This is a genomic window from Mesorhizobium sp. B2-5-7 (genome assembly GCF_006440875.1).
Lineage (GTDB): Bacteria > Pseudomonadota > Alphaproteobacteria > Rhizobiales > Rhizobiaceae > Mesorhizobium > Mesorhizobium australicum.
In genome coordinates this window covers 367,406-390,147 of sequence record NZ_VFUO01000003.1, presented here as the reverse complement: position 1 = coordinate 390,147, position 22,742 = coordinate 367,406, and the positions used below count along the sequence as shown (strand labels likewise).

Here is a 22,742-nt window from a genome sequence, read left to right as displayed (position 1 = left end):
GCGGCGGCGGCGAGGTCCTTTCCTCTCCCCCGATCGACGGGGGAGAGGAAGGTGCCAAGCTGTCCCTCGGACGAAGAACCTGGACCTTGGGCCGGCGCTTATCTCCGGCGAAAACTCACAGGCCGTTGTCTTTCAGCACCTGGGCGGCGTTTTCCTTGGTGATCTTCTGCGTCGGCAAGGTGATGGTCTTTTCCACCTTCTCGCCGTTGAGGAACTTGATCGCCTGGCGCAAGCCTTCCGCGCCTGGGGTCACATAGGTGAAGGTCGCCGTCAGCTCGCCCTTGTTCACCATCTGCACGCCTTCGTTGGGCAGGCCGTCGATGCCGATGAACTTGATGTCCTTCTCGCGGCCGACGTCCTTGGCGGCCAGATAGGCACCGTAGGCCATCGGGTCGTTGTGGCCGTAGACGAGATCGATCTTCTCGTTGGTCTTCAGCGCGTTGGCCATCAGATTGTAGGCTTGGTCCTGCTTCCAGTCGCCCGACTGCTGGTCGAGCAAATATTTGATGCCCGGTTCCTTGTCGGTGAATTCATGGAAGCCGTCATGGCGGTCATGCGCCGGCTGGGTGCCCATGCCGCCCCAGATCTCGACGACATTGCCCGCTGCCTTGCCCTTGCCGCCGAGCAGTTCGACGGCGTATTCGCCGGCCGCGCGGCCGATCAGCTTGTTGTCGCCGCCGACGAACTGCGTGTAGTCCTTGGTGTCGACATTGCGGTCGAGCACGAAGACCGGGATCTTGGCGTCGATCGCCTGCTGCACGACGCCGGTCAGGCCGGCGGATTCTTTCGGCGAGACCAGCAGCGCGTCGACTTCCTGGCGGATCAGGTTCTCGACGTCGGCGACCTGTTTCTCCGTCTTGTCCTCGCCGTCGGTGATGATCAGCTCGACCTCCGGATGCTTGGCGGCCTCGGCAATGATGTCCTTGTTGAACTGGGCGCGCCAGGGCTCGATGGTGGTCACCTGCGAAAAGCCGATCTTCCACTTCTTGTCCTGGGCGAAGGCATGGCCGGTGGACAGCAGTGCCGTGGTGGTCAGCAGTGCCGCGCCGAGTGCGGCAAGCTTCAGCATGTCACGTCGTTTCATTTCTTGTTTCCTCCGAGATTGAGAGACGGTGTCTCTTGCGACGGCCGTTTTGCGGCGGCCGTTTCCTTGTGCGCCGCCCCGGGCAGGCGCAGATAGGCCATGAGATCGCCGGCATTGCGCTCCTGCACGAGCACGGTGCCGATGATGATCATCCCCTTCAGCACCAGCTGAAGGTTCGAATTGATGTTGTGGAGCTGCAATATGTTGGACAGCAGCCCGAAGATCAGCACGCCGCAGAAGGTGCCTGTCAGGCTGCCGCGTCCGCCCATCAGGCTGGTGCCTCCGATGACCACGGCCGCGATGGCGTCGAGTTCCAGCCCGGCGCCGGCATCCGGCTTGCCTTGCCGGTACTGCGCCACGTAGAGCACCGCGGCGATTCCGGCGAGCAGGCCTGATATGGCATAGGTGGCGATCTTGACGCGGCCGGCGGCGATGCCGGAGAGCCTGGCCGCCTCCTCGTTGCCGCCGATCGCATAGACATAGCGGCCGAAGGGCGTGAAGCGCAGCACCGCGCCATAGATGACGATGGCGCCGAGGAAGAACAGGCCGGGCATCGGGATGACGCCGAACACCAGCGAGCGCAGCAGCTCGAAATCGGCGGTTGCGTTGGAACCGGTATAGACCGGCAGCACGGCATTGTTCTGGCCGGCGGTGAGCCGGGCGATGCCGAGCGCCGTCACCATCATCGCCAGCGTGACGATGAACGGCTGCAGCCGCCCGCCAACGATGATGAAACCGTTGATGGCGCCGAACAGCAGGCCGACGCAGGGCGCCACCAGCAGCACGCCGAGAACGCCGAATTTGGGCTCGATCTGCGGCAACAGGTACCACAGCGAAAGACAGCACAGGACGACGCCGACGGTTGCCGGCGTGACCAGCCCGCGAACGGTGTCCAGCCTGACATCGCGAACGGCGGCATCCGCGCCGGCGCGCGACTTCTCCACATTGAGGAAGATGAAGCGCGTGACGACGAAGCCGAGGCACAGCGCGACCAGCGCGACGGTCGGCACGCCCAGCACGACGCCGGGCGTCACGCCCGGAACCGTCAGCAGCATGGCGCACACCACCGAGCAGATGGCCATCAGCGACCCGACGGAAAGGTCGATGCCGCCGGTGATGATGACAGCCGTCATGCCGGTGGCGATCAGCCCGGTGGTCGACACCTGGCGCAGCACGTCGAGCAGATTGCCGTAGGAGAGGAAGATGTTGTTGCCCTTGGAACTCACCGGCGAACCCAGCACGCCGATCAGGAAGATGGCGATCAGGCCCCAGTAGAGCTTGGTGCGGGACAGGAGTTTCAGTGCGGTCATGCGGCGGGTCTCGATAGGGTCCGGCGCGGTGCCGCGAGGCGCATGATGGCCTCCTCGCTCGCCGCGTCGCGCGAAAGGATGCCTGTCTGGCGGCCGTCGGCCATCACCAGGATGCGGTCGGAAAGATGCAGCAATTCCGGCAGCTCGGAGCTGATGACGGCGATGGCCAGGCCATCGCGCGCCAGCCGGAAGATGAGGTCGTAGATTTCGCGCTTGGCGCCGACATCGATGCCGCGCGTCGGCTCGTCGAGCAACAGCACCCTCGGCCTGGTCGCCAGCCACTTGCCGATGACGACCTTCTGCTGGTTGCCGCCCGACAGCGTGCCGGCGGGCTGGTCGATGTCGCGGCAGCGTATGCCGAGCGCCTTGACCGCCTGCCGCGCCAGCCCCTGCTCGCCGGCGAGCGAGCGGATGCCGAAGCGCGCCAGCGCGCCGACCAGTGGCAGCGCCACATTGTCCGATATCGAGGCCTGCAGGTGCAAGCCTTGCGTCTTGCGGTCCTCGGTCACCAGCGCGATGCCGAGGCGTCTTGCATCGCGCGGCGAACGGATATCCACCGGCTGGCCGTCGAGCCGGATCTCGCCGCCGGCGCGGCCATCGCTCGAGCCGAAGATAGCTTCCATGATCTCGGTGCGGCCTGAGCCCAGCAACCCGCCAATGCCGAGGATTTCTCCGGCGGCCAGATCGAAGCTGACGCCGCCGATCACCTGCCGCCAGCCCTGGCGGTCGGGCTTCGACAGCGACAGGTCGCTGACCGAAAGCACGGTCCTGCCGCCGGGATCCCGCTCACCTTGGGAGGATGCGAGCAGGTCCCGTCCGACCATCGCCGAAATGATGGCGTTTTCGTCGAGTTCGGCCATCGGCCGCGTCAGCACATGGCGTCCGTCGCGGAAGACGGTGACGCGACCGGCCAAATGCATCACCTCGTCGATGCGGTGCGAAATGTAGACGATGGTGACGCCGCTATCGGCAAGCTGGCCGATAATGCGGAACAGCCGCTGGCATTCGGCCGGCGACAAGGCCGAGGTCGGCTCGTCCATGATCAGGATGCGCGCCGACATCGACAGCGCCTTGGCGATCTCGACCAGTTGCTGTTCGCCGACGCGCAAGGCACCGACGCGAGCGTCCGGATCGAGTTCGATGCCGAGCCGCTGCAGGAGGGCGCTTGCCGCGCGGCTGCTCGCCTTGCGGTCGACGATCAGCCCGGCGATCAGCTTTTCACGGCCGAGAAAGATGTTGTCGGCGACGCTGAGCTCCGGCACCAGGTTGAGTTCCTGGTGGATGATGGCGATGCCGGCATCCTCGGCGTCGCGCACGCCGGCGAAGCCGACCGGCCGGCCATCGACGCTGACCGTGCCTTCATAGCCGGTATAGACGCCGGAGAGAATCTTCATCAGCGTCGATTTGCCAGCGCCGTTCTCGCCCATCAGGGCATGGACCTCGCCGCGTCGCAGTTCGAAGCCGACATCGACGAGCGCGGCGATGCCGCCAAAGCTCTTGGAAATGCGCTCGGCGCTCAGAACGATGTCCGGCCGATCCGATGCCGCATTGCGCGTCGAAGAAGGGGAACTGCTCTCTTGCATGACAATGGCGGCCTCCCTTCCGTCGTCGTCAACTCCAGGCAAACGCTAATCTAAACGTTTCGATAGTGTCAAGCCGATATCAGGTGCCAGAAGTTTGATGCATTTCGATTCTTGCTTAAAAAGACAGGATTCCGTACGTATTGGCGGCAGAGGGGGGACGAAACGTTTCGAAAATGACAGCGTCAGGGCGAAAAAAACAGCGCAAATCCACCGCGCCCACCATGTTTCACGTGGCGGAGGCCGCGCGTGTCTCGGTCGCCACCGTGTCGGCGCTGATCAACGGCACGGCGACCGTCAGCCCGGAACTCAGCCAGCGTATCGAACAGGCAATCCGCGATATCGGCTACAAGCGCAACGCCATCGCCCGCAGCCTGAAGATGGGCACCACCCGCACCATCGGCCTGACCGTCCCGCACATCACCAACCCATTCTTCACCGCCGTCGTTTCGGTGATCCAGCAGGCCTTCGACCGCGCCGGCTATGCCGTCATGCTGTGCTGCACCGACGAGGATTTGAACACCCAGGACGACCAGATCAGGCTGCTGCTCGACCGCATGGTCGACGGGCTTATCGTGGCGCGCGTCGGTGACGGCGCGATCCTCGAGCGGATCGTCGTCGACGCCAATGTGCCGGTCGTGTTGCTGGACCGTCTGTGCGAGGGCGTGGACACCGACGCCGTGGTTCTCGACAACGAGCGCGCGGTGTTCGACGCCATCAGCTATCTGATCAATCTCGGCCATCGGCGGATCGGCTACATTACCGGCACCTCGGATATTTCACCCATGCATGACCGGATGACCGGATATTGCGAGGCGCTCCAGGCCGCCGGCTTGCCGGTGGCCGAGGAACTGGTTCGTTCCGGTAATTTCCATGAGATCGACGGCTACAACGCAACCATGCAGCTGCTGTCGCTGCATGACCGGCCAAGCGCCATCTTCTCGGCCAACAACCCGATGGTGATCGGCACGATGAAGGCGATCCGCGACATCGGCCTGTCCTGTCCGGAGGACATTTCGGTAGCATGCTTCGACGATTTTCCCTGGTCCGACGTGTTCCAGCCGCAACTGACGACGGTGGCGCAGCCGGTGCAGGCGATCGGCGAACAGGCGGCGAATCTGCTGCTCGACCGTCTCGCCGGCAACAGGGACGCGCCGCCACGCAAGCTCGTCCTCAAGGGCCGTTTGATGATCCGCAATTCATGCCGCCCGCTGGGGACAGTGGTGCAGAGCGTGAGCGCCTGAGCATGCCGAAAGTGTGAAGCGGTTTTCGGGCAATTCCCGGGATTTGATCAGGGCGTGAAGACACCGGAACACAGTTCCTGCAGCTTCGAAAAGACGCCTTTGCCGCCGGTGATAATCTGTGTCCCTTTCTGCAGCACTGTCTTCGGATCCGCCTTCAGCACAGTGCCGCCGGCCTCCTCGATCAGCAGCATGCCGGCGAGGCAGTCCCAAGGGTTCATGTGTTCCTCCACATAGCCAAGCAGCCGGCCCGAGGCGACATAGGCAAGCATCAGCGCGCCTGACGCGTTGCGGAAGAAGACGCCGCCCTCGGCCAGGATCTTCTTGATCAGCACGGCGATGTTCTCGGCTTCGGCCCGGTTTGAGAAGCCGGTGCCCACCGAGCCCTCTTGCAGGCTGGTGGCCGCGCTCGTTTTGATCGGCTTGCCGTTGACGAAGGCGCCGCCGCCCAGCCTTCCGTGGAAGGTCTCGCCGGTCGACGGCTCGTGGATGACGCCGACGATCGTCTCGCCATTCCTTGCGCAAGCGATCACCACGCACCAGGCCGGAATGCCGCGTACGAAATTGGCGGTGCCGTCGATGGGGTCTATGACCCAGGCATGGCCGGTCGAGCCGGCGACCGAGGCGTGCTCTTCGCCGATAATGCCGTCTTGCGGATAGTCGGCGGCGATTGCAGCGCGGATGAACAGCTCGACCTCGCGGTCGGCCTGCGAGACCAGGTCCTGATGGCCCTTGCTCTCGATGGTCAGGCTGTCGAGATCGCGGAAATATCTCAGGCCGAGTTCGCCGCCGCGCCGCGCCAGGTCGATGGCAAACTGCTCGCGTATATCGAGATCATGGGGCAAGGCAGGGCTCGCTGTTGCGAAGGATACCCCGCACTTAGCAGAGCATCGACGTCGGCAAAAGCTCCAGGCCGCCTGTTTCAGGCCGCTTGCGACAACGATCTGTGCGCCTCGGCCAAAATCTCGAAGGAGCGCACGCGGGCGGCGTGGTCCGATATCTGCGCCGTGACCATCAGCTCGTCGGCGCCGGTGCGTCGCACGAACGCATCGATGCCTTGCCGGACTGTTTCCGGTGAGCCGACGACGGCGCAGGACAGCGCCTGGCTGAGCATGGACTTGGCCATCGGGTCGAGATCCCGGTCATAGTTCTCGACCGGGGGGGGCAATTTTCCGGGCCTGCCGGTGCGCAGATTGACGAAGGCCTGCTGCAGCGAGGTAAACAGCAGCCGCGCCTCTGCGTCGGTGGGTGCCGCGAAGACGTTGAGGCCGAGCATGACATGCGGCTTTTCGAGCTGCTCCGACGGCTGGAAGCGCGAGCGGTAGATGTCCAGCGCATGATCGAGTTCCGCCGGCGCGAAATGCGAGGCGAAGGCGTAGGGCAGGCCGAGCATGGCGGCGAGCTGCGCGCCGTAGAGGCTCGACCCGAGAATCCAGATCGGCACCGTCTGGCCCTCGCCGGGCACGGCACGCAGACGCTGGCCTTCCTCGGCCGGCAGGAAATAGCCCATCAGTTCGACGACATCCTGCGGGAAATTGTCGGCGCCGGCCTCGAGATTGCGCCGCAGCGCGCGCGCCGTGTTCATGTCGGTGCCGGGAGCGCGACCGAGGCCAAGGTCGATGCGGCCAGGAAACAGGGCGGCGAGCGTGCCGAATTGCTCGGCGATCACCAGCGGCGCATGGTTGGGCAGCATGATGCCGCCGGCGCCGACACGAATGGTTTTGGTGCCGCCGGCGACATGGGCGATGACGACCGATGTGGCCGCACTGGCGATCCCCGGCATATTGTGATGTTCGGCCAGCCAGTAGCGCTTGTAGCCCAGCCGCTCGGCGTGGCGGGCGAGATCGAGCGAATTGGCGAGCGATTGCGAGGCATCGCTGCCTTCGACGATCGGCGACAGGTCGAGAACGGACAGTTCGGTCATATACTGGTCTCCACGATCTTCTTCTCGCGCACCTGGGCCTCGAAGGCCTCGCGGTCGGGAATGGTGATGCCGAGTTGGCCTTCCAGCGTGTCGGCAAGTTCGGCGGCGGTGGCGATCTGCTTCTGCTCGGTGCGGCCATCGACGTGATGGATCGATAGGCGATCGCCGCGCAGCGCATAGCGCCGGTCGGGTGCGGCGCGGGCCGCTATGACGGAAGTGAGGAAATGCGATGCCGGGTTGTTCGACAGGAAGTAATTGGCGACGGAATAGTCGACCTCATAGTGCGGCTGCAGGTCGAAGCGATATAGCGAGCGCCAGTCGCCGCCGATCAAGGCCTGCAGGCGGAAATGATCGCCGGCCTCGACGATGCGAAATGTCTCGTGCGGCGTTTTTTGTTCCCGGCCGGGCTTCAGCAGCAGCGGCGCCGTAAGCGTCAGGCCGCCGAATCCGACGTCGGCGATATAGGTGTGGCCGTCAAGTTCGACGCGCAAAAGCATGTGGCTACGCGCCGTGATGGCGTCCTCGCTCTGACCCCAAAGCACACGCGCGGCAAGGCCGCCGACCTTGAAGCCGAGCGCCTTCAGCGCGTGCATGAAGACGAGATTGTGCTCGAAGCAATAGCCGCCACGCCCACCAAGGACGATCTTGCCCTGCAGCGAGGCGACATCCAATCGGACCGGGCGTCCCAGAAACGGATCCATATTCTCGAACGGGATCGCCTGCGGATGCAGGAAATGAAGCGTCTTCAGCGTGTCGAGCGAAGCGTGCCCGGAACCGGCATGGCCGATCCGGGCGAAATAGGCGTCGAGGTCGAAGGGAACGTCGTTCATCGGGAAGGGCACCGGGCACTGATCGGCCGGATATAGGCATTCGATCCCGCCGTCGCAAACCGTGCGCCGGTTATCCGGCTGCCGCGGCGTCCTGCTCGTCGGCTTCGTCCTCAACGACCGCGGTGTGTTGGGCGGCGAGAAAGTTGCCGACATGGCTGAGGCTCTCGAAATGATCGCAGAACACCTTGACGACGACCAGCAGCGGCACCGCCATCAGCGCGCCGACGAAGCCCCACAGCCATGACCAGAATGCGATGGCGATGAAGATCGCCACGGCGTTGATCTCGAGCCGCCGCCCGACCACCATCGGCGTCACGAACTGGCCTTCGATGATGTCGCACAAAACCAGGAAAGCAGGCGCCAACAGCGCATAGGCGATCGTGTCGAAGGTGATGAGCGCGATGACGGTGACCAGGACAAGCGTGATCATGGCCCCGACATAGGGCAGGAAATTGAGCAGGGCGGCCGCCGCGCCCCAGACCAACGGATTGGGCATGCCGAGCGCCCACAGGCCGAGGCCGATGACCGTGCCGAGGCCGGTGTTGATGATGGTGACGGTGAGCAGATAGTGCGAGATTTCCCGCTCGACGTCGTAGACGACGCGCAGTGCCCGCTTCTTTTCGGTGAGGCTGGCGAAGGACTGGATGATCTTTTCGTAGAACATCGTGCCCGAGGCGAGCAGGAACAGCGACAGCACGAAGATGATGGTCAGGCTTGTTCCAGCCGACAGGATGTTGCTCGCCGCCGACGAGAAGAAGCCGGACTGCGCTACCGCGACCTTTTGCACACCCGGTTCCTGCGATGTCTCGGTCAGCCCCTCGATCTGGTGCGCGATGTCCATGATCCTCTCGAGCGGCCGTCGCAACTGCGCCAATCGCTCGGTCAGCTGCTGGCCGATGGACGATGTGTTGTTGATGAGATCGATGACAGGCCCACTGAGCACATAGCCTGCACTTGCGAAGACGAAGATGGACACAAGCACCAGAAGCGTCGCCGAAACCACTTCGGGAATGCCGCGCTTGCGCAGCAGCCGCACGATCGGGGTCAGCGTCAGCGCCAGCAGGAAGGCCAGGATGACCGGCATGAAAAAAGCGCGCGCGAAATAGAGCGCATAGACGGTCATGAACAGGAAGATACCGATGAGCAACGAGCGCATGAGACGCGTATCTGCACGCGCCGCCACTCGCGATTCTTCGGCTTCGGCAACGCCTGCGCCCAAAGCGGTGGGTTCGGCCTTCATCGCGATCCCCTCGGCGGGCACATCACAACTGATGCAATCCGCAGACGGAAACGCCAGCGCGGCTTCAAGGTTCCGTTAGCCGGCGCTGACGGCGTGGCCGCCTTCGAGCGGCGGCGCCGTCAATACAGCTCAAACCGACGGCTCGGCTGCAAGCGTTCCACGATTACATGCCGTGTAATTGAGTCCGGGCAGGTGGCAGGCCTAGTACGGGAGCAGGCCAGTCGGCACTCCCCAAACCGTCGCCGCCCAGGAACTGCGCATCGAGTGCCTGTTCCCAGCCGACGAGGCGACCGAAATCCATCATGCCGCGATGATGGATGCGGCCCTACACCGGGCAACGCGATAAGCATCCTCATCCAGGGCTCATGGAATGAGGCTCGCGGGCCTCCTTAAGTTCACGCGACAGGCGCCGCCACGGTCGGCGCGGATTTCGCGGTTTCCTTGCGTACGATCGGCGCCACCTTGGTGCCGTAGAGCTCGATCGCCTTCATGATCTTGGCGTGCGGCATGGTGCCGATCGCCATCTGCAGCAGGAAGCGGTCATTACCGAACACCCTGTGCTGGGTCACGATCTTTTCCGCCACCTGCTCCGGATTGCCGACGAACAGCGCGCCGTCGGGACCACGCGACTGGTCGAAATGCGCACGCGATGTCGGACCCCAGCCGCGCTCACGGCCGATGCGGTTCATCACCTCGGCCTGGGGGCCGTAGAAGTCGTCCGCCGCCTGCTCGGTCGTGTCGGCGATGAAGCCATGCACGTTGATGCTGGTCGCCAACCCCGTCGGATCGCCGCCAGCGCGCTTGGCGGCCTCACGGTAGAGGTCGAACAGCGGCGCGAAGCGCGCCGGTTCGCCGCCGATGATGGCAAGCGCCAGCGGCAGGCCGAGCGCGCCCGCCCGAGCGGCCGATTGCGGCGTTCCGCCAATGGCGATCCAGACCGGCAGCCTGTCCTGGAAGGGCCTGGGATAGACGCCGCGATCGTTGATCGGCGCGCGCAGCCTACCCGACCAGGTAACTTTCACCTGATCGCGGATGGCCAGCAGCAGGTCGAGCTTTTCGGCGAACAGCTCGTCATAGTCTTCGAGGTTGTAGCCGAATAGCGGGAAGGATTCGATGAACGAACCTCGCCCAGCCATGATCTCGGCGCGGCCGCCCGACAGAAGGTCGAGCGTGGAAAACTGCTGGAAAACGCGCACCGGATCGTCGGAGGACAATACCGTCACCGCACTGGTCAGCTTGATGCGCTTCGAACGCTCCGCCGCCGCGGCCAAAGCCACGACCGGTGCCGAGGCGGCATAGTCCGGCCGGTGGTGTTCGCCGAGGCCGAAGACGTCGAGCCCGACCTGGTCGGCGAGTTCGATCTCCTCGATCAGGTTGCGCAGCCGCTCATGCGGACCGATGGCGCCGGGACCCGGCACAGGGCTCACATCGGCAAAAGTGTAGAGACCGAGTTCCATTTGGATGTCATCCCAGTGTGTTGATTGTTGCGCTAGGGTCGGATGATTTTAGCTCTGTTCGACCTGAAATCTGAATCCGACCCTAAATCGAAGAGATAGATAGAGCATGATATCGTCCGAAAACCGCTTCCCCCTTTTCGGCATCATGCTCCAGAGGTAGCGACGCGTCCGTCGCGCCGCCAGAGGCTGGCTGGTGAACAGTGCATGTCGATTTCGGCGGAAAATGCGTCTCCCGGGTGCAACATCCCGGAATTTCATGGCTGGCATGCCGTTTTGGCGCTTGAACTCCCGGTTTTCGCGCGTATGTAAGCGTCGCGAATAGACTTCAAGGAAGTGGACTTGGCTATCTACAGGGAAAAAGACATTTTCGAGCGGCGCAATGCCGCGACCGAGGCAAAGAAGGCGCTTCTGGAGCGCTTCAAGTCAAAGCCGGCAGCAGACGATCCCGCGGTGCTGGCACGACAGGCAGAACGCAAGGCGATCCTTGCGGCTCGTGAGATCCGCGAGGCCGAGAAGGCCAAGCTGAAGCAGGAAAAGCTGGCACGCGAGGCGATTGAGAAAGCCGAGCGTGAGGCAGCAGCCGAAGCTGCGCGCATCGCCGCCGAAGAGGCAGCGCAAGCGGATGCCAAGCTTCGGGAAGCTGAAGAGAACGAGCGTATCGCTCGTTTGCTTGCCGATGAAGCCGAGCGCAAGGCAAAGCGCGACGCACGCTATGCGGCACGCAAGCAGCGCACCGGCAGGACACCGCCCGGCTTTACGGGTCGCTAAGAGCGCACTCGCCTCGATGGATGATGAATGAGGGACGCGCAAGGCGCGGCCCTTTTTCGCGTTTGTCGCTGTTGCCCACGGGAAGCCTCCCTGCATTCAGGGATGTCGATTCATGGATGTCAGCTCGGTCGATAGCGTCAGCGGTGGACAGGCCATTCAGGCCGCGAATTTCAGCCCCATGATACCGCTGACGATCAACGCGATGCAGCCGAGCCTGATCGCCGTCGCGGGCTCGCCCAGCAGCCAGACGCCGAGCAGCGCCGTGCCGACGGTGCCGATACCGGTCCACACCGCATAGGCTGTGCCGACAGGCAGGGTCTTCAGCGCCAGGCCAAGCAAGGTCAAACTGACGATCATCGACGCGACCGTGAGCACGGTCGGAACAAGCCTGGTGAAGCCGTCGGTGTATTTGAGCCCGATCGCCCAGCCGATTTCGAACAGGCCGGCGAAGAACAGAAGAATCCATGGCATCGGAACGCTCCATCCAGAACATCCGGCCGAAAGGTCTTCGGATGCTCAATCAAACAATGGGCGGGCCGTCCCAACCGGATTTCGGGAAATGCGAGGTCGTCCCCGCATCGTCGATATAGGGTGTCTGAACGCCCAATCAACAATTCGCCGGCGGCATGTCGGACGCCGCCGGTGAAATCCATGCACGCTGTGCGATATCTATTTTTCCTTGATCCTCGTCGCCTTGACCGGCGGCGCCTTCAGGGCCGGAGCGGCTACAGGCTTCTTGGCGTCTTTCTTTGGTTTGCGGGCTTCCTTGCCTGCCTTCATCGCACCTTTAGCCATGATTCGTTCCTCCAGTTGCGGGAAACGGAGTGAAACAAGACAAACGCCAGACTGCAAGAGGCGAGTGCCTGCTGCCAGCGCCGGCAGGCCGCTTTCAACCGGTTTCTAATTTGCTCGTAAACCCCGGCAGTCCATGCCATGCTTGTCTTCGCACTGCAGCATCGACCCGTGCACCGCCGGGTGATCGTCAGGCAGGCCCGTCAGGACGACAATGCGGATCCATATCGGCTGCGAGATGAGCTTCGACTTTCCGCAGGAAACGCCGCTCATCTCAATGCTCAATGTCCACTATTCCCGCGCCTCCGATCTTGAGCGCCCGGATTTCCTGACCTCTAACCCGCCAGTGCCGATTGAGAGTTATCGCGACAGTTTCGGCAACTGGTGCAACCGGCTCGTCGCCCCGCCCGGGCGTTTCACTTTCGGTACGGATGCGGTGATCCGCGACTCCGGCACGTTCGAGATGGGCGAGTTGATGGCGTGGCAGCATGAGGTGCGCGACCTGCCGGCTGAAACGCTGCTGTTCCTGCTGCCCAGCCGGTTTTGCGAAAGCGACCTCTTGGCAAGCGAGGCATGGCGGCTGTTCGGCCATATGCCATCAGGCATCCCGCGCGTGCAGGCGGTGTGCGATTTCGTCCACAACCACATCGTCTTCGACTACGGCAACGCACGGGTGACGCGCACCGCCGCGGAAGCCTGGCGCGAACGGAGCGGCGTGTGCCGCGATTTCGCGCATCTTGCCGTCACGTTTTGCCGGGCACTCAATATCCCGACGCGCTACTGCACAGGCTACATCAGCGACATCGGCATGCCGAAGCCTTGGGCGAGCATGGATTTCTGCGCCTGGATGGAGGTTTATCTCGGCGGCCGCTGGCACGCTTTCGATCCGCGCAACAACGCGCCACGCATCGGCCGCATCCTGATCGCCTCCGGCCGCGACGCGGCGGATGTGCCGCTAACCCATATCTTCGGGCCAGGGTTGCTTGCGGGCTTCAAAGTGTGGACCGACGAGATCCAGGAATAGCTGGCCTTCCCGCCAGCAGGTTTCGAACACATTGAACGACCCGACGATTGGCGCGTTGTGATGGCTGTGCAACTCCGCGGCAGAGCCGCTACACCGTCTCGAAGAGGATAAAACCTGCATGGCTGGGCACGGCGGCTCCAGAACGGTCATCTACGCGGCGCTCGCCGGCAATCTCGCCATAGCGTTGACCAAATTCGCCGCCGCCTTTTTCACCGGCAGTTCGGCCATGCTGTCGGAAGGCGTGCATTCGCTGGTCGATACAGGCAATGGCGGCCTGCTGCTCTACGGCATGCACCGGGCGGCACGCCCCGCGGACAGCTCGCACCCGCTCGGCCATGGCCGTGAACTCTATTTCTGGAGCTTCATCGTCGCCCTTCTGGTCTTCGCGCTGGGCGCCGGCGTGTCGTTCTACGAGGGCATCATCCACATCATGGCGCCGGAGCCGGTCGCCAACGCTAGGGTGAACTACATCGTTCTCGCCCTGTCCTTCCTGTTCGAAGGCAGCTCCTGGCTGGTGGCGCTGAAGGAGTTCCGCAAGCAGAAGGGCAAGCAGGGCTGGCTGCAAGCCGTGCAATCGAGCAAGGACCCGAGCGTCTATACGGTGCTGTTCGAAGACAGTGCAGCCCTTCTCGGCCTGGCCGTCGCCTTTGCCGGCATATTGGCTGCGGAGATTTTCAAGATGCCCGAACTCGACGGCGCCGCCTCGATCGGCATCTCACTCATCCTCGGCACGACCGCAATCTTCCTGGCGCGTGAAAGCAAGGGCCTGCTCATCGGCGAGCCGGCCTCACCCGAGGTGCAGAGGAAGGTGCTGGCGATCGTCCAGCAGGATCCGGCGGTGCAGCGGGCGAACGGTGTGCTGACGGTGCATATGGGCCCGGAAGAAATCGTTGCCGGCCTGAGCATCGAATTCGAGGACCATTTGTCGGCGCCGGAGATCGAGGCCTGTGTCGAGCGCATCGAGGCGCGGTTGAAGAAGGAGATGCCTGAGATCACGCGGCTGTTCGTCAAGCCGCAGACATCAGGCACCTGGGAAAAGCGGCGCAAGCTGATCGAATCCGCGTCCGGATAGATTCGAGTACGAACTTTTGCGACACCGCGGTCCACTTTTCGGGATTCTGGCCTCTGGACCAGCGCCCCGCCGTTGCCTCGTGTCTCCATGCCGCTAAAATCGGCCGATCGAAGTTGGAGGAATGACGATGAAGATCGACGGCGGCTGCCATTGTGGCGTCATCACCTACGAGGCGGAGGTCGACCCGGAGAAGACCTCGATCTGCCATTGTACCGATTGTCAGCAACTGACCGGTACGGCATTTCGCGTTACCGTTCCTGCGACGGAGGACCACTACCGGATCACCAGCGGCGAACCGAAGATCTACATCAAGACCGTGGCGAGCGGCGCCAAGCGAACGCAGGCTTTTTGTGCCGACTGCGGCTCGCATCTCTATGCGACATCGGTCGGCGACGGTCCGAAGGTCTATGGGATCAGGGTCGGGACCTCGCGGCAGCGCCAGAACCTGGTCCCGAGACACCAGAAATGGCACCGGTCGGCGCTGCACTGGCTTCCGGAATTCGAGGGTATGACGACGATCGAAGAGCAGTAGCGTTCAGTCGTCGCCTTCGACGACCCTCAATCTCAGCTGCCCGGTCTTTGAATCGGCAGCGCGCGGTGCGGCCTCCACCTTGGCAGGGGCGCCGCCGCGCGGGGCGTCGGGCTCGCCTTCTCCGAATTCCAGCGCCTCGATCTTCTGGCCACGCTTGGTCACTTTCGAGGTCGAGACGAGTATGTCTTCGATGTCCTTGGCCGACTGGCCGAAATGGCCCTGCAATTTGCGCACCCGCTCGTCGACACGCTGGACGTCTTCCATCAGCCTGATGACTTCGCCCTGGATCAGATGCGCCTGCTCGCGCATGCGCGCATCCTTGAGGATCGCCTGGATGACCTGGATCGACAGCATCAAGAGCGAAGGCGAGACGATGATGACGCGGGCACGGTGCGCCTTCTGGACAACCGCTTCGAAATTCTCGTGGATTTCGGCGAACACCGATTCCGACGGCACGAACATGAAGGCGGTGTCCTGCGTTTCGCCCTGCAGCAGGTATTTTTCCGAAATGTCGCGGACATGGACCTCGATATCGCGGCGGAAGGCCTGGGCCGCGACCTTCTGCAGGTCGGCGTTATCGGCGGCCCGGATGGCATTCCACGCTTCCAGGGGAAATTTGGCATCGATGGCAAGCGACGGCGCGCCGTTCGGCATTTTCACCAGGCAGTCCGGCCGGCTGCCGTTCGACAGCGTCGCCTGGAATTCGTAGGCGCCGTGCGGCAGGCCGTCGGCGACGATCGCCTCCATGCGCGACTGGCCGAAGGCGCCGCGCGTCTGCTTGTTGGAGAGGATCGCCTGCAGCTGCACGACCTGGCCGGCCAGCGACTGGATGTTGCCTTGCGCGGTGTCGATGACCGCCAGCCGCTCCTGCAGTTTCGCCAGGCTCTCATGCGTGGACTTGGTCTGCTCGGTCATGGTCTGGCCGATGCGGCCGGTCATGGCGTCGAGTCGCTGGCCGATCGACTGCGTCAATTCGGCTTGGCGGGCGCCGAACACTTCGGCGATGGCGCCCATGCGGCCCTGCATCTCGGCCTGGGATTGCAGAATGCCGGCCATCCGCGCCTCGGCGTCGCGGGCATGGTCGGCGGCTTCCGCTGCGGCGACCGCGCGCGCCTTGGCCGAGCGCCACAGCGCGATGACGAGCGCCACGAACAAGCCGAGAAACAGCAATGTGGCGACGGCCAAGACGTGGCCGAGCGTGATAGTCGAGGCGCCGAGCCGTGCGGCGGGCTCCGAAAGGATGGTGCTCAGATCATTCATGTGGACAGCATAGCCGATTCGGCGGTCCGGCACAGATCAAAACGTGAACGAGGCGCAGGCGCACCGGTTGACGCCTTTCTATTGAGGTCTTAGGTGAAACGCCATGCCGATCAAGCCGCTCATCATTCTTCCCGATCCCATCCTGCGCCAGGTCTCCAAGCCGGTGGAGCGCGTCGACGCGCCGGTGCGCAAACTTGCCGACGATATGCTGGCGACCATGTATGACGCACCCGGCATCGGGTTGGCGGCAATCCAGGTCGGCGAGCCCCTGCGCATGCTGGTGATCGATCTCGCCAAGGAAGACGAAGCCCCGGCGCCACATGTCTTCATCAATCCGGAAATTCTCGAAAGCGCCGACGCGCGGTCCGTCTACGAGGAAGGCTGTCTGTCGATCCCTGATTACTATGCCGAGGTCGAGCGCCCGGCTTCGGTGAGGGTCAAATATCTGGACCGTGACGGCAAGCTGCAGGAGATCGAGGCCGAGGGGCTGATGGCAACCTGTCTGCAGCACGAGATCGACCACCTCAACGGCGTGCTGTTCATCGACCACATCTCGAAGCTGAAGCGCGACATGGTGGTGAAGAAGTTCAAGAAGCTCGCCAGGGACAAGGCGCCAGGCAAGCTGGTGGGATAGGGCAATGCCCCTTCGCGTCATCTTCATGGGCACGCCGGAGTTTTCGGTGCCGACGCTGCGCGCCATCGCCGAGGCTGGCCACGAGATTTCAGCCGTCTACACGCAGCCGCCGCGCGCCGCCGGCCGGCGCGGGCTGGAACTGACGCCGTCACCGGTGCAGCGCGAGGCCGGGCGGCTTGGCATCGAGGCGCGAACGCCGGCATCGTTGAAAAGCGAGGCCGAGCAGGCCGCTTTTGCCGACCTGGGCGCCGATATCGCCGTGGTCGTCGCTTATGGATTGCTGTTGCCCAAGGCAGTTCTGGAGGCACCCCGGCTTGGCTGCGTCAACGGCCATGCGTCGCTTTTGCCGCGCTGGCGCGGCGCCGCGCCCATCCAGCGCGCCATCATGGCTGGAGACACCGAGACCGGCATGATGGTGATGCGCATGGAGGCGGGGCTGGATACCGGCCCGGTGGGACTGGTTGAAAAATGCGCCATCGGCCCCGATATGACAGCCGGCGATCTGCACGATCGGTTGATGAGTGTCGGCGCTGCCCTGATGGTGGAAGCGTTGGCGCGGCTGGAACAGAACACCCTGGCATTTACCGCGCAGGCGGCCGAAGGGGTGACTTACGCCAGGAAAATCGATAAATCCGAGACGCGCGTGGAGTGGACACGGCCCGCGGCCGAGGTTCACAATCACATTCGTGGCCTGTCGCCGTTTCCCGGCGCCTGGTCCGAGATTGAAATTGGCGGCCGTATGGAACGGCTGAAACTGCTTCGCTCGACGCTATCCGAAGGCGTGTCGCCTCCGGAAGATTTGGGCGAGTCGGGAGGAATTCTCGATGACCGGCTGACAGTCGCCTGCGGAAAAGGCGCGGTCAGGCTGGTCGAAGTTCAACGTGCGGGCGGAAAGCCCGCCGCCGCGTCGGAATTCCTGCGCGGAGCCAAGATCGAAAAAGGACTGAAATTCTCATGAGCATGATGTCGATACGCGCGGCGACGCCGCGGGACCGCGAGGCCATTCGCCTCGTCGAGGAACACGCTTTCGGCCAGCAGGCGGAGGCCGGACTGGTCGATGCGTTGGTGACCGGCGGTGACGCCGTCGTCGAACTGGTGGCGGAAGAGGACGGCCAGGCCGTCGGCCATATCCTGTTTTCGCGGCTGTTCGTGCAGAACGGTGGCAAGAGCTTTGCCGCCGTGGCGCTTGCCCCGCTGGCGGTGGAGCCGTCCTTTCACGGCTCCGGCATCGGCGGCGCGTTGATCCGCGAGGCCCATATCCGGCTCAAGGACGCCGGCGAGACACTCGCCGTCGTGCTGGGCGATCCGGCCTATTACGGCCGTTTCGGCTATAGCCACGCGCGCGCCGAAAAGTTCGAGAGCGAATACCAGGGCGAGGCGCTGCAGGCGCTGGCCTGGGGCGAAGCTCCCGAATCCGGCAGGCTGGTCTACGCCTCCGCCTTCACCGCTCTCGCCGCCTAGGCGGGGGCGTATAGCCGACCGGCATGCCGCGTTTTCGCCTCGATATCGAATATGACGGCAGCCTGTTTGCCGGCTGGCAGCATCAGGCCGACCAGCCTTCGGTGCAGCAGGCGATCGAGCAGGCGATCGAGAAATTCTGCGGCGAGGCGGTCCGGCTGCGCGCCGCCGGCCGCACCGATGCCGGCGTGCACGCGACCGCGCAGGTGGCGCATGTCGACCTTGCCAAGGCGTGGCCCGACGACAAGGTGCGCGATGCCGTCAATGCACACCTGCAGGCGGCCGGCGCGCGCATCGTCATCCTGAAGGCCATGATCGTCCCGGACGATTTCGATGCCCGTTTCTCCGCCATCGGCCGGCACTATCTCTACCGCATCCTCAACCGGCGGGCGCCCTCGGCGCTGGACAAGGGTAAGGTGTGGTGGGTGCCGAAGCGGCTCGATGCCGCCGCCATGCACGAGGCGGCGAAGCTCCTGCTCGGCCGGCACGACTTCACCACCTTCCGCTCGACGCAGTGCCAGGCCAACAGCCCGATCAGGACATTGGAGCGGCTCGATGTGAGCCGGGCGGGCGATGATCTGATCGAGGTGAGGGCATCGGCACGATCCTTCCTGCACAACCAGGTGCGCTCGATGGTCGGCTCGCTGAAGCGGGTCGGCGACGGCGGCTGGACATCGGGCGACCTCAAGGCGGCGCTCGAGGCGCGAAACCGCGCCGCCTGCGGCCAGGTGGCGCCGCCCGACGGGCTTTTTCTCATTGGCGTCGATTATCCCGGGTAGAACCCTGGTTCTCCCGGGTAGAACCCTGGTTCTATCCGGGATAAAGCCCGGAAAGGCTCTGGGCTCCGACATCGTCCGGCACGGAGATGCCAAGCAGCATCTGCAGCCCGAACAGCACCAGCAGCGAAGCGACGAACATGCCGACGAAAACGGCGGTGCCGAAGGCAGCGCCCCTGCCGATCGTCGCGTTGGTCATGCGCCAGGTCAGCACCATCGACAGGGAAAATAACAGCAGCGACACAAGGCTCGAGACCTGGCTTGCCGAGGACAGGAAAAGCCTGATCAGCGCCGAAGGCAGCATCAGCCAGGCAGTGATCGCCGAGGCCCAGTTGCTGGCCACGACATAGTGGACGAAGCGCCCGCCGATGCCGGCGCGCCGCGCCACCAAGGCGAGCGCCACCAGCGGCAGTACCCATGAGCCAATATCGACCGTCGCCAGTCGCACCAGCAGGCTGAAGCGGCCGGCGAAGGCATCGGGATCGCCGATCTCGTTGGCGATGCCGACCCAGCCGACGATCAGCGCCGGTGCCGCGACGATGATGGCGAAGAACGAATTCCAGAAGCCGTCGGCCGTGAGGTCGAGCAGGCGCAGGCCGTCGGCCTTGCCGAGCATCAGCCGCCAGGCGCCGGTCAGCGAAGCTTGGGTTTCGTCCGCCGAAAGCATGCTGATCAGCCCTGTCCGAACCAGTCGTCGATGAAGCGCTGGTAGATCCGCGTCAGCGTTTCCAGATCGGCGATGGCCACGCGCTCGTCGACCATGTGCATGGTCTTGCCGACCAGGCCGAATTCGACCACCGGGCAATAATCCTTGATGAAACGCGCATCCGATGTGCCGCCGGAGGTGGATAGCGCCGGCTTTTTGCCGACCACCGCCTTGACGGAGCCGCTCAGCGTCTCGACCAGCCTGTCGTCGCGGGTCAGGAAGACATGGCTCGGCCGGTCGCGCCAGACCAGCTCATAGTCGACTGGCGTCTTCTTGCCCGGCCGGTATTTCTTGCGCCCAGCCGCCTGATCGAGGCGGTTGTGGATTTCCGCCTGGACCGTCTCGGCCGTCCAGCTGTCGTTGAAGCGGATGTTGAAGGTGGCGGTTGCCTTGGCGGGAATGACGTTGGTGGCCGGGTTGCCGACATCGATGGAGGTCACCTCGAGGTTGGTCGGCTGGAAATCCCTAGTTCCTTTGTCGAAGACGGGATGCAGCAAGGCGTCCACCAGGCTCATGAGGCCGCGCACCGGGTTATCGGCAAGCTGCGGATAAGCGGCATGGCCCTGGCGGCCATTGACGGTGATGCTCCCCGACATCGAGCCGCGCCTGCCGATCTTGATCATGTCGCCGAGCGTGTCCGGATTGGTCGGCTCGCCGACGATCGACGCGTCCCATTTCTCGCCTTTGGACGCGGCCCATTCGAGCAGCTTGACCGTGCCGTTGATGGCAGGCCCTTCCTCGTCGCCGGTGATCAGCAGCGAGACCGAGCCCTTCGGGCCACCATTCGCCTCGACGTGGCGCGCCACCGCGGCGATGAAGCAGGCAATGCCGCCCTTCATGTCGACCGCGCCGCGGCCATACATTTCGCCATTGGCGATATCGGCGGCGAAAGGCGGATGCGTCCAGGCGGCTTCGTCGCCGACCGGCACCACGTCGGTATGACCCGCGAACATCAGATGCGGGCCATTGCCGGAGCGCCGTGCATAGAGGTTCTCGATGTCGGGCGTGCCGTCTTCGGAGAACACCGGCCGATCGACCAGGAAGCCGAGCGGCTTCAGCATCGCCTCCAGCGCGCTCAGCGCGCCGCCTTCGGCTGGTGTCACCGAGGCACAGCGGATGAGAGAGGCAAGGTTTGCGGCGGGGTCAGTCGGCAGCGTCATGGCAAAAGCGATAGTCGAAAGCGAATGGCCTGTCACGGCCAGACATAGGGCCAAGCCAATGGCCGACGATACCGCCGACATTATGGTTTTCATGTCGTATAGTTCTGGCTGATGCGGAGTAAGAGATGGCAAACGGCGAAAAGAGAATCGTCATCGCCGGCGCCGGCAGCATTGGCCGTTATGCCGGCGGCTGCCTGGCGCTCGCCGGGCGGCGGGTTGTCCTGCTTGCCAGGCCGCGCATCGAGGCAGTGCTGCGGCAGGGCGGATTGCGCGTCAGCGACCTCGAGGGCCGCGATCGCCTGATCAAGCCGGCAGAGCTTGCCGTCACCGCCGATCCGGCCGCGTCCTTGCCGGCGGCCGATGTGATCCTGGTCACCGTCAAGAGCGGCGCGACGCGGGAAATGGCGGCACTCATCAAGGCCCATGCCCGTCCCGATGCCGTGGTGGTGAGCCTGCAGAACGGCGTCGACAACGCCGACAGGCTGCGCGCGGTGCTTGGCCCGCGAACGGTGCTGGCTGGCATGGTGCCGTTCAATGTCGTGCAATCAGCCGATGGAGAGCTGCCGTTGCGCGTCCACCGCGCCAGCGACGGCAAGGTGATGGTCGAAGAAGGCAATGCCGGCCTTGCCGATCTTCTCGACACCGAAGGCCTGGCTGTCGAAACGCGTGGCGATATGAAGGCCGTGCTGTGGGGGAAGCTTCTGATGAACCTGAACAATGCGCTGGTGGCGCTGTCAGGCCTGCCGCTGGTAGCCGAACTTGCCGACCGGCGCTGGCGGCTGATCCTGGCCAGCCAGATCGACGAGGCCTTGCTGGCGATGAAGGCCTCCGGCACCGAGCCGGCGCGGATCGCCGGCCTGCGCCCGACGCTGCTGCCGAAGGTGCTCAGGTTGCCCGACTGGCTGTTCAAGCTCCTGGCGCGGCGCATGCTGGCGATCGATCCCGAGGCGCGCTCATCGATGTGGGACGATCTGCAGCGTGGCCGGTCGACCGAGATCGACGACTTGCAGGGCGCTGTTTTGCGGCTCGCTGAAAAAGCCGGTACGCCGGCGCCGACGGTCCAGCTTATCAGCGCGCTGGTGCGCGCGGCGGAAGCCGAGCGGCTTGGCTCGCCAGGCCTGGTACCGGGGAAGGTTGCGGCGCCGCCGGCCGGCCGTCGATCAACGTGATCTTCTGCCAGATCTTGCGCGACAGGTTGGACGCCAGGTTCTCGATGTCGTTGACGCCGTCGATGACGACGGCGTCATTGACGGATTGGGCGAACAGCGCCGCGATCTTGCCGGTGATCGACAGCATTTCGGAGCAATAGTCGAGATAGCGCGCGAGATCCGCGGCATTGGTGAGACGGGCCGGCGAATGCGCCGTCGGCTTGAAGCTGGCCGACAGCGCCGCCGGATCCTTGGTCAACTGGTGCATGTCGATGACATGGATCAGCGATCTGAGGCCGTGCAACTGGCGAAACACCTGCTTGCGCTTGATGCGCTCCTCCGTGCGGATCAGGGCCAGGAAGCCGAGCACGGCGAGGATGATCATGTTGATCGTGGCTTCGATGCCCTGCACCGACTGCACCGCATCGTCGGCTTGCGAGATGTGAATGAGCGGCAGGATGGTTCCGACGAACAGGAAGATCAGCGCGCCCGCGATGACGGCGGCGACGATGATGCCGCGCAGCCACCAGATCGGCGCTTCCAGGGTCTTCGCGGCCTTGGCCAGATCGCGCGACAGCGACACAAGTTCGGCGGCAACGCCGCGCAACCCGGCCTCCGGGAAACGGTCGGCCACACGCCCTTCCAGCCGCTCGGCGGTTTCGATGATCAGTTTCGGATCAAGCGTGCGGTAGCGCATGGCGATCCGATCAGCCCCTTAGAGCATGATGCCGAAAAGTGTGAAGCGG

24 protein-coding genes are annotated in these 22,742 nt (G+C 64.0%); 10 read left to right on the top strand and 14 right to left on the bottom strand.

Annotated elements, in window-relative coordinates:
• Positions 1-115: 115 nt before the first annotated feature.
• From FJ543_RS15745 to FJ543_RS15735, 3 genes are read right to left on the bottom strand one after another with little or no spacing between them, the layout of a single operon-like run.
• Positions 116-1,084: a substrate-binding domain-containing protein gene (locus FJ543_RS15745; RefSeq protein WP_015314453.1), complete on the bottom strand. Its 969-nt coding sequence runs from the start codon at positions 1,082-1,084 to the stop codon at positions 116-118.
• The gene (locus FJ543_RS15740) at positions 1,081-2,394 is read right to left on the bottom strand and encodes an ABC transporter permease (RefSeq protein WP_140660159.1); all 1,314 of its coding nucleotides are present in this window, start codon (positions 2,392-2,394) and stop codon (positions 1,081-1,083) included. The genes FJ543_RS15745 and FJ543_RS15740 overlap by 4 nt, the downstream gene beginning before the upstream one ends.
• Positions 2,391-3,977 carry a sugar ABC transporter ATP-binding protein gene (locus FJ543_RS15735; protein WP_140875844.1) on the bottom strand — a complete coding sequence of 529 codons (1,587 nt, stop codon included), beginning with the start codon at positions 3,975-3,977 and terminating at the stop codon, positions 2,391-2,393. Before FJ543_RS15735 ends, FJ543_RS15740 begins: the two co-directional genes overlap by 4 nt.
• Positions 3,978-4,198: 221 nt before the next feature.
• On the opposite strand from FJ543_RS15735, the gene FJ543_RS15730 reads away from it, so the two are divergent.
• Positions 4,199-5,218: a LacI family DNA-binding transcriptional regulator gene (locus tag FJ543_RS15730; protein ID WP_140875842.1), complete on the top strand. Its 1,020-nt coding sequence runs from the start codon at positions 4,199-4,201 to the stop codon at positions 5,216-5,218.
• A gap of 47 nt (positions 5,219-5,265) precedes the next feature.
• Here FJ543_RS15730 and FJ543_RS15725 read toward each other — a convergent pair whose 3' ends face one another.
• The 5 genes from FJ543_RS15725 to FJ543_RS15700 form a co-directional block, all read right to left on the bottom strand.
• Positions 5,266-6,060 (bottom strand): inositol monophosphatase family protein, encoded by a 795-nt coding sequence (locus tag FJ543_RS15725; protein WP_140875840.1) that lies wholly within the window; start codon positions 6,058-6,060, stop codon positions 5,266-5,268.
• Between the two features lie 77 nt (positions 6,061-6,137).
• Positions 6,138-7,139 carry an LLM class flavin-dependent oxidoreductase gene (locus tag FJ543_RS15720; protein ID WP_140719225.1) on the bottom strand — a complete coding sequence of 334 codons (1,002 nt, stop codon included), beginning with the start codon at positions 7,137-7,139 and terminating at the stop codon, positions 6,138-6,140.
• Complete coding sequence (locus tag FJ543_RS15715) at positions 7,136-7,969, bottom strand: arylamine N-acetyltransferase (protein ID WP_140719223.1); 834 nt, start codon at positions 7,967-7,969, stop codon at positions 7,136-7,138. Before FJ543_RS15715 ends, FJ543_RS15720 begins: the two co-directional genes overlap by 4 nt.
• Positions 7,970-8,039: 70 nt before the next feature.
• Positions 8,040-9,209, bottom strand: coding sequence for an AI-2E family transporter (locus FJ543_RS15710; RefSeq protein ID WP_015314446.1), 1,170 nt, complete (start codon positions 9,207-9,209; stop codon positions 8,040-8,042).
• A 395-nt stretch (positions 9,210-9,604) separates the two neighbouring features.
• Positions 9,605-10,666, bottom strand: coding sequence for an LLM class flavin-dependent oxidoreductase (locus FJ543_RS15700; RefSeq protein WP_015314445.1), 1,062 nt, complete (start codon positions 10,664-10,666; stop codon positions 9,605-9,607).
• A gap of 339 nt (positions 10,667-11,005) precedes the next feature.
• Between FJ543_RS15700 and FJ543_RS15695 the strand changes: the two genes are divergently transcribed.
• Positions 11,006-11,434 carry a DUF6481 family protein gene (locus FJ543_RS15695; protein WP_015314444.1) on the top strand — a complete coding sequence of 143 codons (429 nt, stop codon included), beginning with the start codon at positions 11,006-11,008 and terminating at the stop codon, positions 11,432-11,434.
• 156 nt (positions 11,435-11,590) lie between these two features.
• On the opposite strand, the gene sugE is transcribed toward FJ543_RS15695, so the two are convergent.
• Positions 11,591-11,905 carry a quaternary ammonium compound efflux SMR transporter SugE gene (gene sugE / locus FJ543_RS15690; protein WP_140789954.1) on the bottom strand — a complete coding sequence of 105 codons (315 nt, stop codon included), beginning with the start codon at positions 11,903-11,905 and terminating at the stop codon, positions 11,591-11,593.
• A 198-nt stretch (positions 11,906-12,103) separates the two neighbouring features.
• The gene (locus FJ543_RS32195; protein WP_015314442.1) at positions 12,104-12,229 is read right to left on the bottom strand and encodes a hypothetical protein; all 126 of its coding nucleotides are present in this window, start codon (positions 12,227-12,229) and stop codon (positions 12,104-12,106) included.
• A 211-nt stretch (positions 12,230-12,440) separates the two neighbouring features.
• On the opposite strand from FJ543_RS32195, the gene FJ543_RS15680 reads away from it, so the two are divergent.
• The 3 genes from FJ543_RS15680 to FJ543_RS15670 all read left to right on the top strand — a co-directional run bounded on the left by FJ543_RS15680 (position 12,441) and on the right by FJ543_RS15670 (position 14,854).
• Positions 12,441-13,250 carry a transglutaminase family protein gene (locus tag FJ543_RS15680; protein WP_015314441.1) on the top strand — a complete coding sequence of 270 codons (810 nt, stop codon included), beginning with the start codon at positions 12,441-12,443 and terminating at the stop codon, positions 13,248-13,250.
• 118 nt (positions 13,251-13,368) lie between these two features.
• Positions 13,369-14,322, top strand: coding sequence for a cation diffusion facilitator family transporter (locus tag FJ543_RS15675; protein WP_140875838.1), 954 nt, complete (start codon positions 13,369-13,371; stop codon positions 14,320-14,322).
• Positions 14,323-14,449: 127 nt separating this feature from the next.
• Complete coding sequence (locus tag FJ543_RS15670) at positions 14,450-14,854, top strand: GFA family protein (protein WP_140875836.1); 405 nt, start codon at positions 14,450-14,452, stop codon at positions 14,852-14,854.
• A 3-nt stretch (positions 14,855-14,857) separates the two neighbouring features.
• On the opposite strand, the gene FJ543_RS15665 is transcribed toward FJ543_RS15670, so the two are convergent.
• On the bottom strand, positions 14,858-16,114 hold the full coding sequence (locus tag FJ543_RS15665; RefSeq protein ID WP_140789946.1) for a DNA recombination protein RmuC: 1,257 nt from the start codon (positions 16,112-16,114) through the stop codon (positions 14,858-14,860).
• A gap of 103 nt (positions 16,115-16,217) precedes the next feature.
• Between FJ543_RS15665 and def the strand changes: the two genes are divergently transcribed.
• The 4 genes from def to truA are packed head-to-tail and all read left to right on the top strand — an operon-like array spanning position 16,218 to position 18,985.
• A complete protein-coding gene (gene def / locus FJ543_RS15660) occupies positions 16,218-16,748 on the top strand; it encodes a peptide deformylase (protein WP_140711713.1) in 531 nt (176 codons plus the stop codon).
• 4 nt (positions 16,749-16,752) lie between these two features.
• Entirely contained in the window at positions 16,753-17,706 is a 954-nt protein-coding gene (gene fmt, locus FJ543_RS15655; RefSeq protein WP_140875834.1) for a methionyl-tRNA formyltransferase, read from the top strand.
• Entirely contained in the window at positions 17,703-18,209 is a 507-nt protein-coding gene (locus tag FJ543_RS15650; RefSeq protein WP_140875832.1) for an N-acetyltransferase, read from the top strand. The genes fmt and FJ543_RS15650 overlap by 4 nt, the downstream gene beginning before the upstream one ends.
• Positions 18,210-18,232: 23 nt before the next feature.
• Positions 18,233-18,985: a tRNA pseudouridine(38-40) synthase TruA gene (truA, locus tag FJ543_RS15645; protein ID WP_140875830.1), complete on the top strand. Its 753-nt coding sequence runs from the start codon at positions 18,233-18,235 to the stop codon at positions 18,983-18,985.
• Between the two features lie 31 nt (positions 18,986-19,016).
• On the opposite strand, the gene FJ543_RS15640 is transcribed toward truA, so the two are convergent.
• Both FJ543_RS15640 and dapE read right to left on the bottom strand, forming a co-directional pair.
• The gene (locus tag FJ543_RS15640; RefSeq protein WP_140875828.1) at positions 19,017-19,649 is read right to left on the bottom strand and encodes a transporter; all 633 of its coding nucleotides are present in this window, start codon (positions 19,647-19,649) and stop codon (positions 19,017-19,019) included.
• Positions 19,650-19,654: 5 nt separating this feature from the next.
• Positions 19,655-20,848 (bottom strand): succinyl-diaminopimelate desuccinylase, encoded by a 1,194-nt coding sequence (gene dapE, locus FJ543_RS15635; RefSeq protein ID WP_140875826.1) that lies wholly within the window; start codon positions 20,846-20,848, stop codon positions 19,655-19,657.
• A 125-nt stretch (positions 20,849-20,973) separates the two neighbouring features.
• Here dapE and FJ543_RS15630 point away from each other — a divergent pair, with 125 nt between their 5' ends.
• Entirely contained in the window at positions 20,974-22,017 is a 1,044-nt protein-coding gene (locus tag FJ543_RS15630; protein ID WP_140875824.1) for a 2-dehydropantoate 2-reductase, read from the top strand.
• Here the strand turns inward: FJ543_RS15630 and FJ543_RS15625 are convergent.
• Complete coding sequence (locus tag FJ543_RS15625; RefSeq protein WP_140875822.1) at positions 21,917-22,693, bottom strand: hypothetical protein; 777 nt, start codon at positions 22,691-22,693, stop codon at positions 21,917-21,919. The genes FJ543_RS15630 and FJ543_RS15625 overlap by 101 nt on opposite strands.
• Between the last annotated feature and the right edge of the window lie 49 nt (positions 22,694-22,742).

Coding starts and splice junctions, on each gene's coding strand:
- truA (WP_140875830.1), top strand. CDS start 18,233: ATGCCGCGTTTTCGCCTCGATATCGAATATGACGGCAGCCTGTTTGCC.
- FJ543_RS15675 (WP_140875838.1), top strand. CDS start 13,369: ATGGCTGGGCACGGCGGCTCCAGAACGGTCATCTACGCGGCGCTCGCC.
- FJ543_RS15710 (WP_015314446.1), bottom strand. CDS start 9,209: ATGAAGGCCGAACCCACCGCTTTGGGCGCAGGCGTTGCCGAAGCCGAA.
- FJ543_RS15740 (WP_140660159.1), bottom strand. CDS start 2,394: ATGACCGCACTGAAACTCCTGTCCCGCACCAAGCTCTACTGGGGCCTG.
- sugE (WP_140789954.1), bottom strand. CDS start 11,905: ATGCCATGGATTCTTCTGTTCTTCGCCGGCCTGTTCGAAATCGGCTGG.
- FJ543_RS15640 (WP_140875828.1), bottom strand. CDS start 19,649: ATGCTTTCGGCGGACGAAACCCAAGCTTCGCTGACCGGCGCCTGGCGG.
- FJ543_RS32195 (WP_015314442.1), bottom strand. CDS start 12,229: ATGGCTAAAGGTGCGATGAAGGCAGGCAAGGAAGCCCGCAAACCAAAG.
- FJ543_RS15630 (WP_140875824.1), top strand. CDS start 20,974: ATGGCAAACGGCGAAAAGAGAATCGTCATCGCCGGCGCCGGCAGCATT.
- FJ543_RS15680 (WP_015314441.1), top strand. CDS start 12,441: ATGCGGATCCATATCGGCTGCGAGATGAGCTTCGACTTTCCGCAGGAA.
- def (WP_140711713.1), top strand. CDS start 16,218: ATGCCGATCAAGCCGCTCATCATTCTTCCCGATCCCATCCTGCGCCAG.
- FJ543_RS15670 (WP_140875836.1), top strand. CDS start 14,450: ATGAAGATCGACGGCGGCTGCCATTGTGGCGTCATCACCTACGAGGCG.
- dapE (WP_140875826.1), bottom strand. CDS start 20,848: ATGACGCTGCCGACTGACCCCGCCGCAAACCTTGCCTCTCTCATCCGC.
- FJ543_RS15665 (WP_140789946.1), bottom strand. CDS start 16,114: ATGAATGATCTGAGCACCATCCTTTCGGAGCCCGCCGCACGGCTCGGC.
- FJ543_RS15730 (WP_140875842.1), top strand. CDS start 4,199: ATGTTTCACGTGGCGGAGGCCGCGCGTGTCTCGGTCGCCACCGTGTCG.
- FJ543_RS15650 (WP_140875832.1), top strand. CDS start 17,703: ATGAGCATGATGTCGATACGCGCGGCGACGCCGCGGGACCGCGAGGCC.
- FJ543_RS15735 (WP_140875844.1), bottom strand. CDS start 3,977: ATGCAAGAGAGCAGTTCCCCTTCTTCGACGCGCAATGCGGCATCGGAT.
- FJ543_RS15700 (WP_015314445.1), bottom strand. CDS start 10,666: ATGGAACTCGGTCTCTACACTTTTGCCGATGTGAGCCCTGTGCCGGGT.
- FJ543_RS15625 (WP_140875822.1), bottom strand. CDS start 22,693: ATGCGCTACCGCACGCTTGATCCGAAACTGATCATCGAAACCGCCGAG.
- fmt (WP_140875834.1), top strand. CDS start 16,753: ATGCCCCTTCGCGTCATCTTCATGGGCACGCCGGAGTTTTCGGTGCCG.
- FJ543_RS15715 (WP_140719223.1), bottom strand. CDS start 7,969: ATGAACGACGTTCCCTTCGACCTCGACGCCTATTTCGCCCGGATCGGC.
- FJ543_RS15720 (WP_140719225.1), bottom strand. CDS start 7,139: ATGACCGAACTGTCCGTTCTCGACCTGTCGCCGATCGTCGAAGGCAGC.
- FJ543_RS15745 (WP_015314453.1), bottom strand. CDS start 1,084: ATGAAACGACGTGACATGCTGAAGCTTGCCGCACTCGGCGCGGCACTG.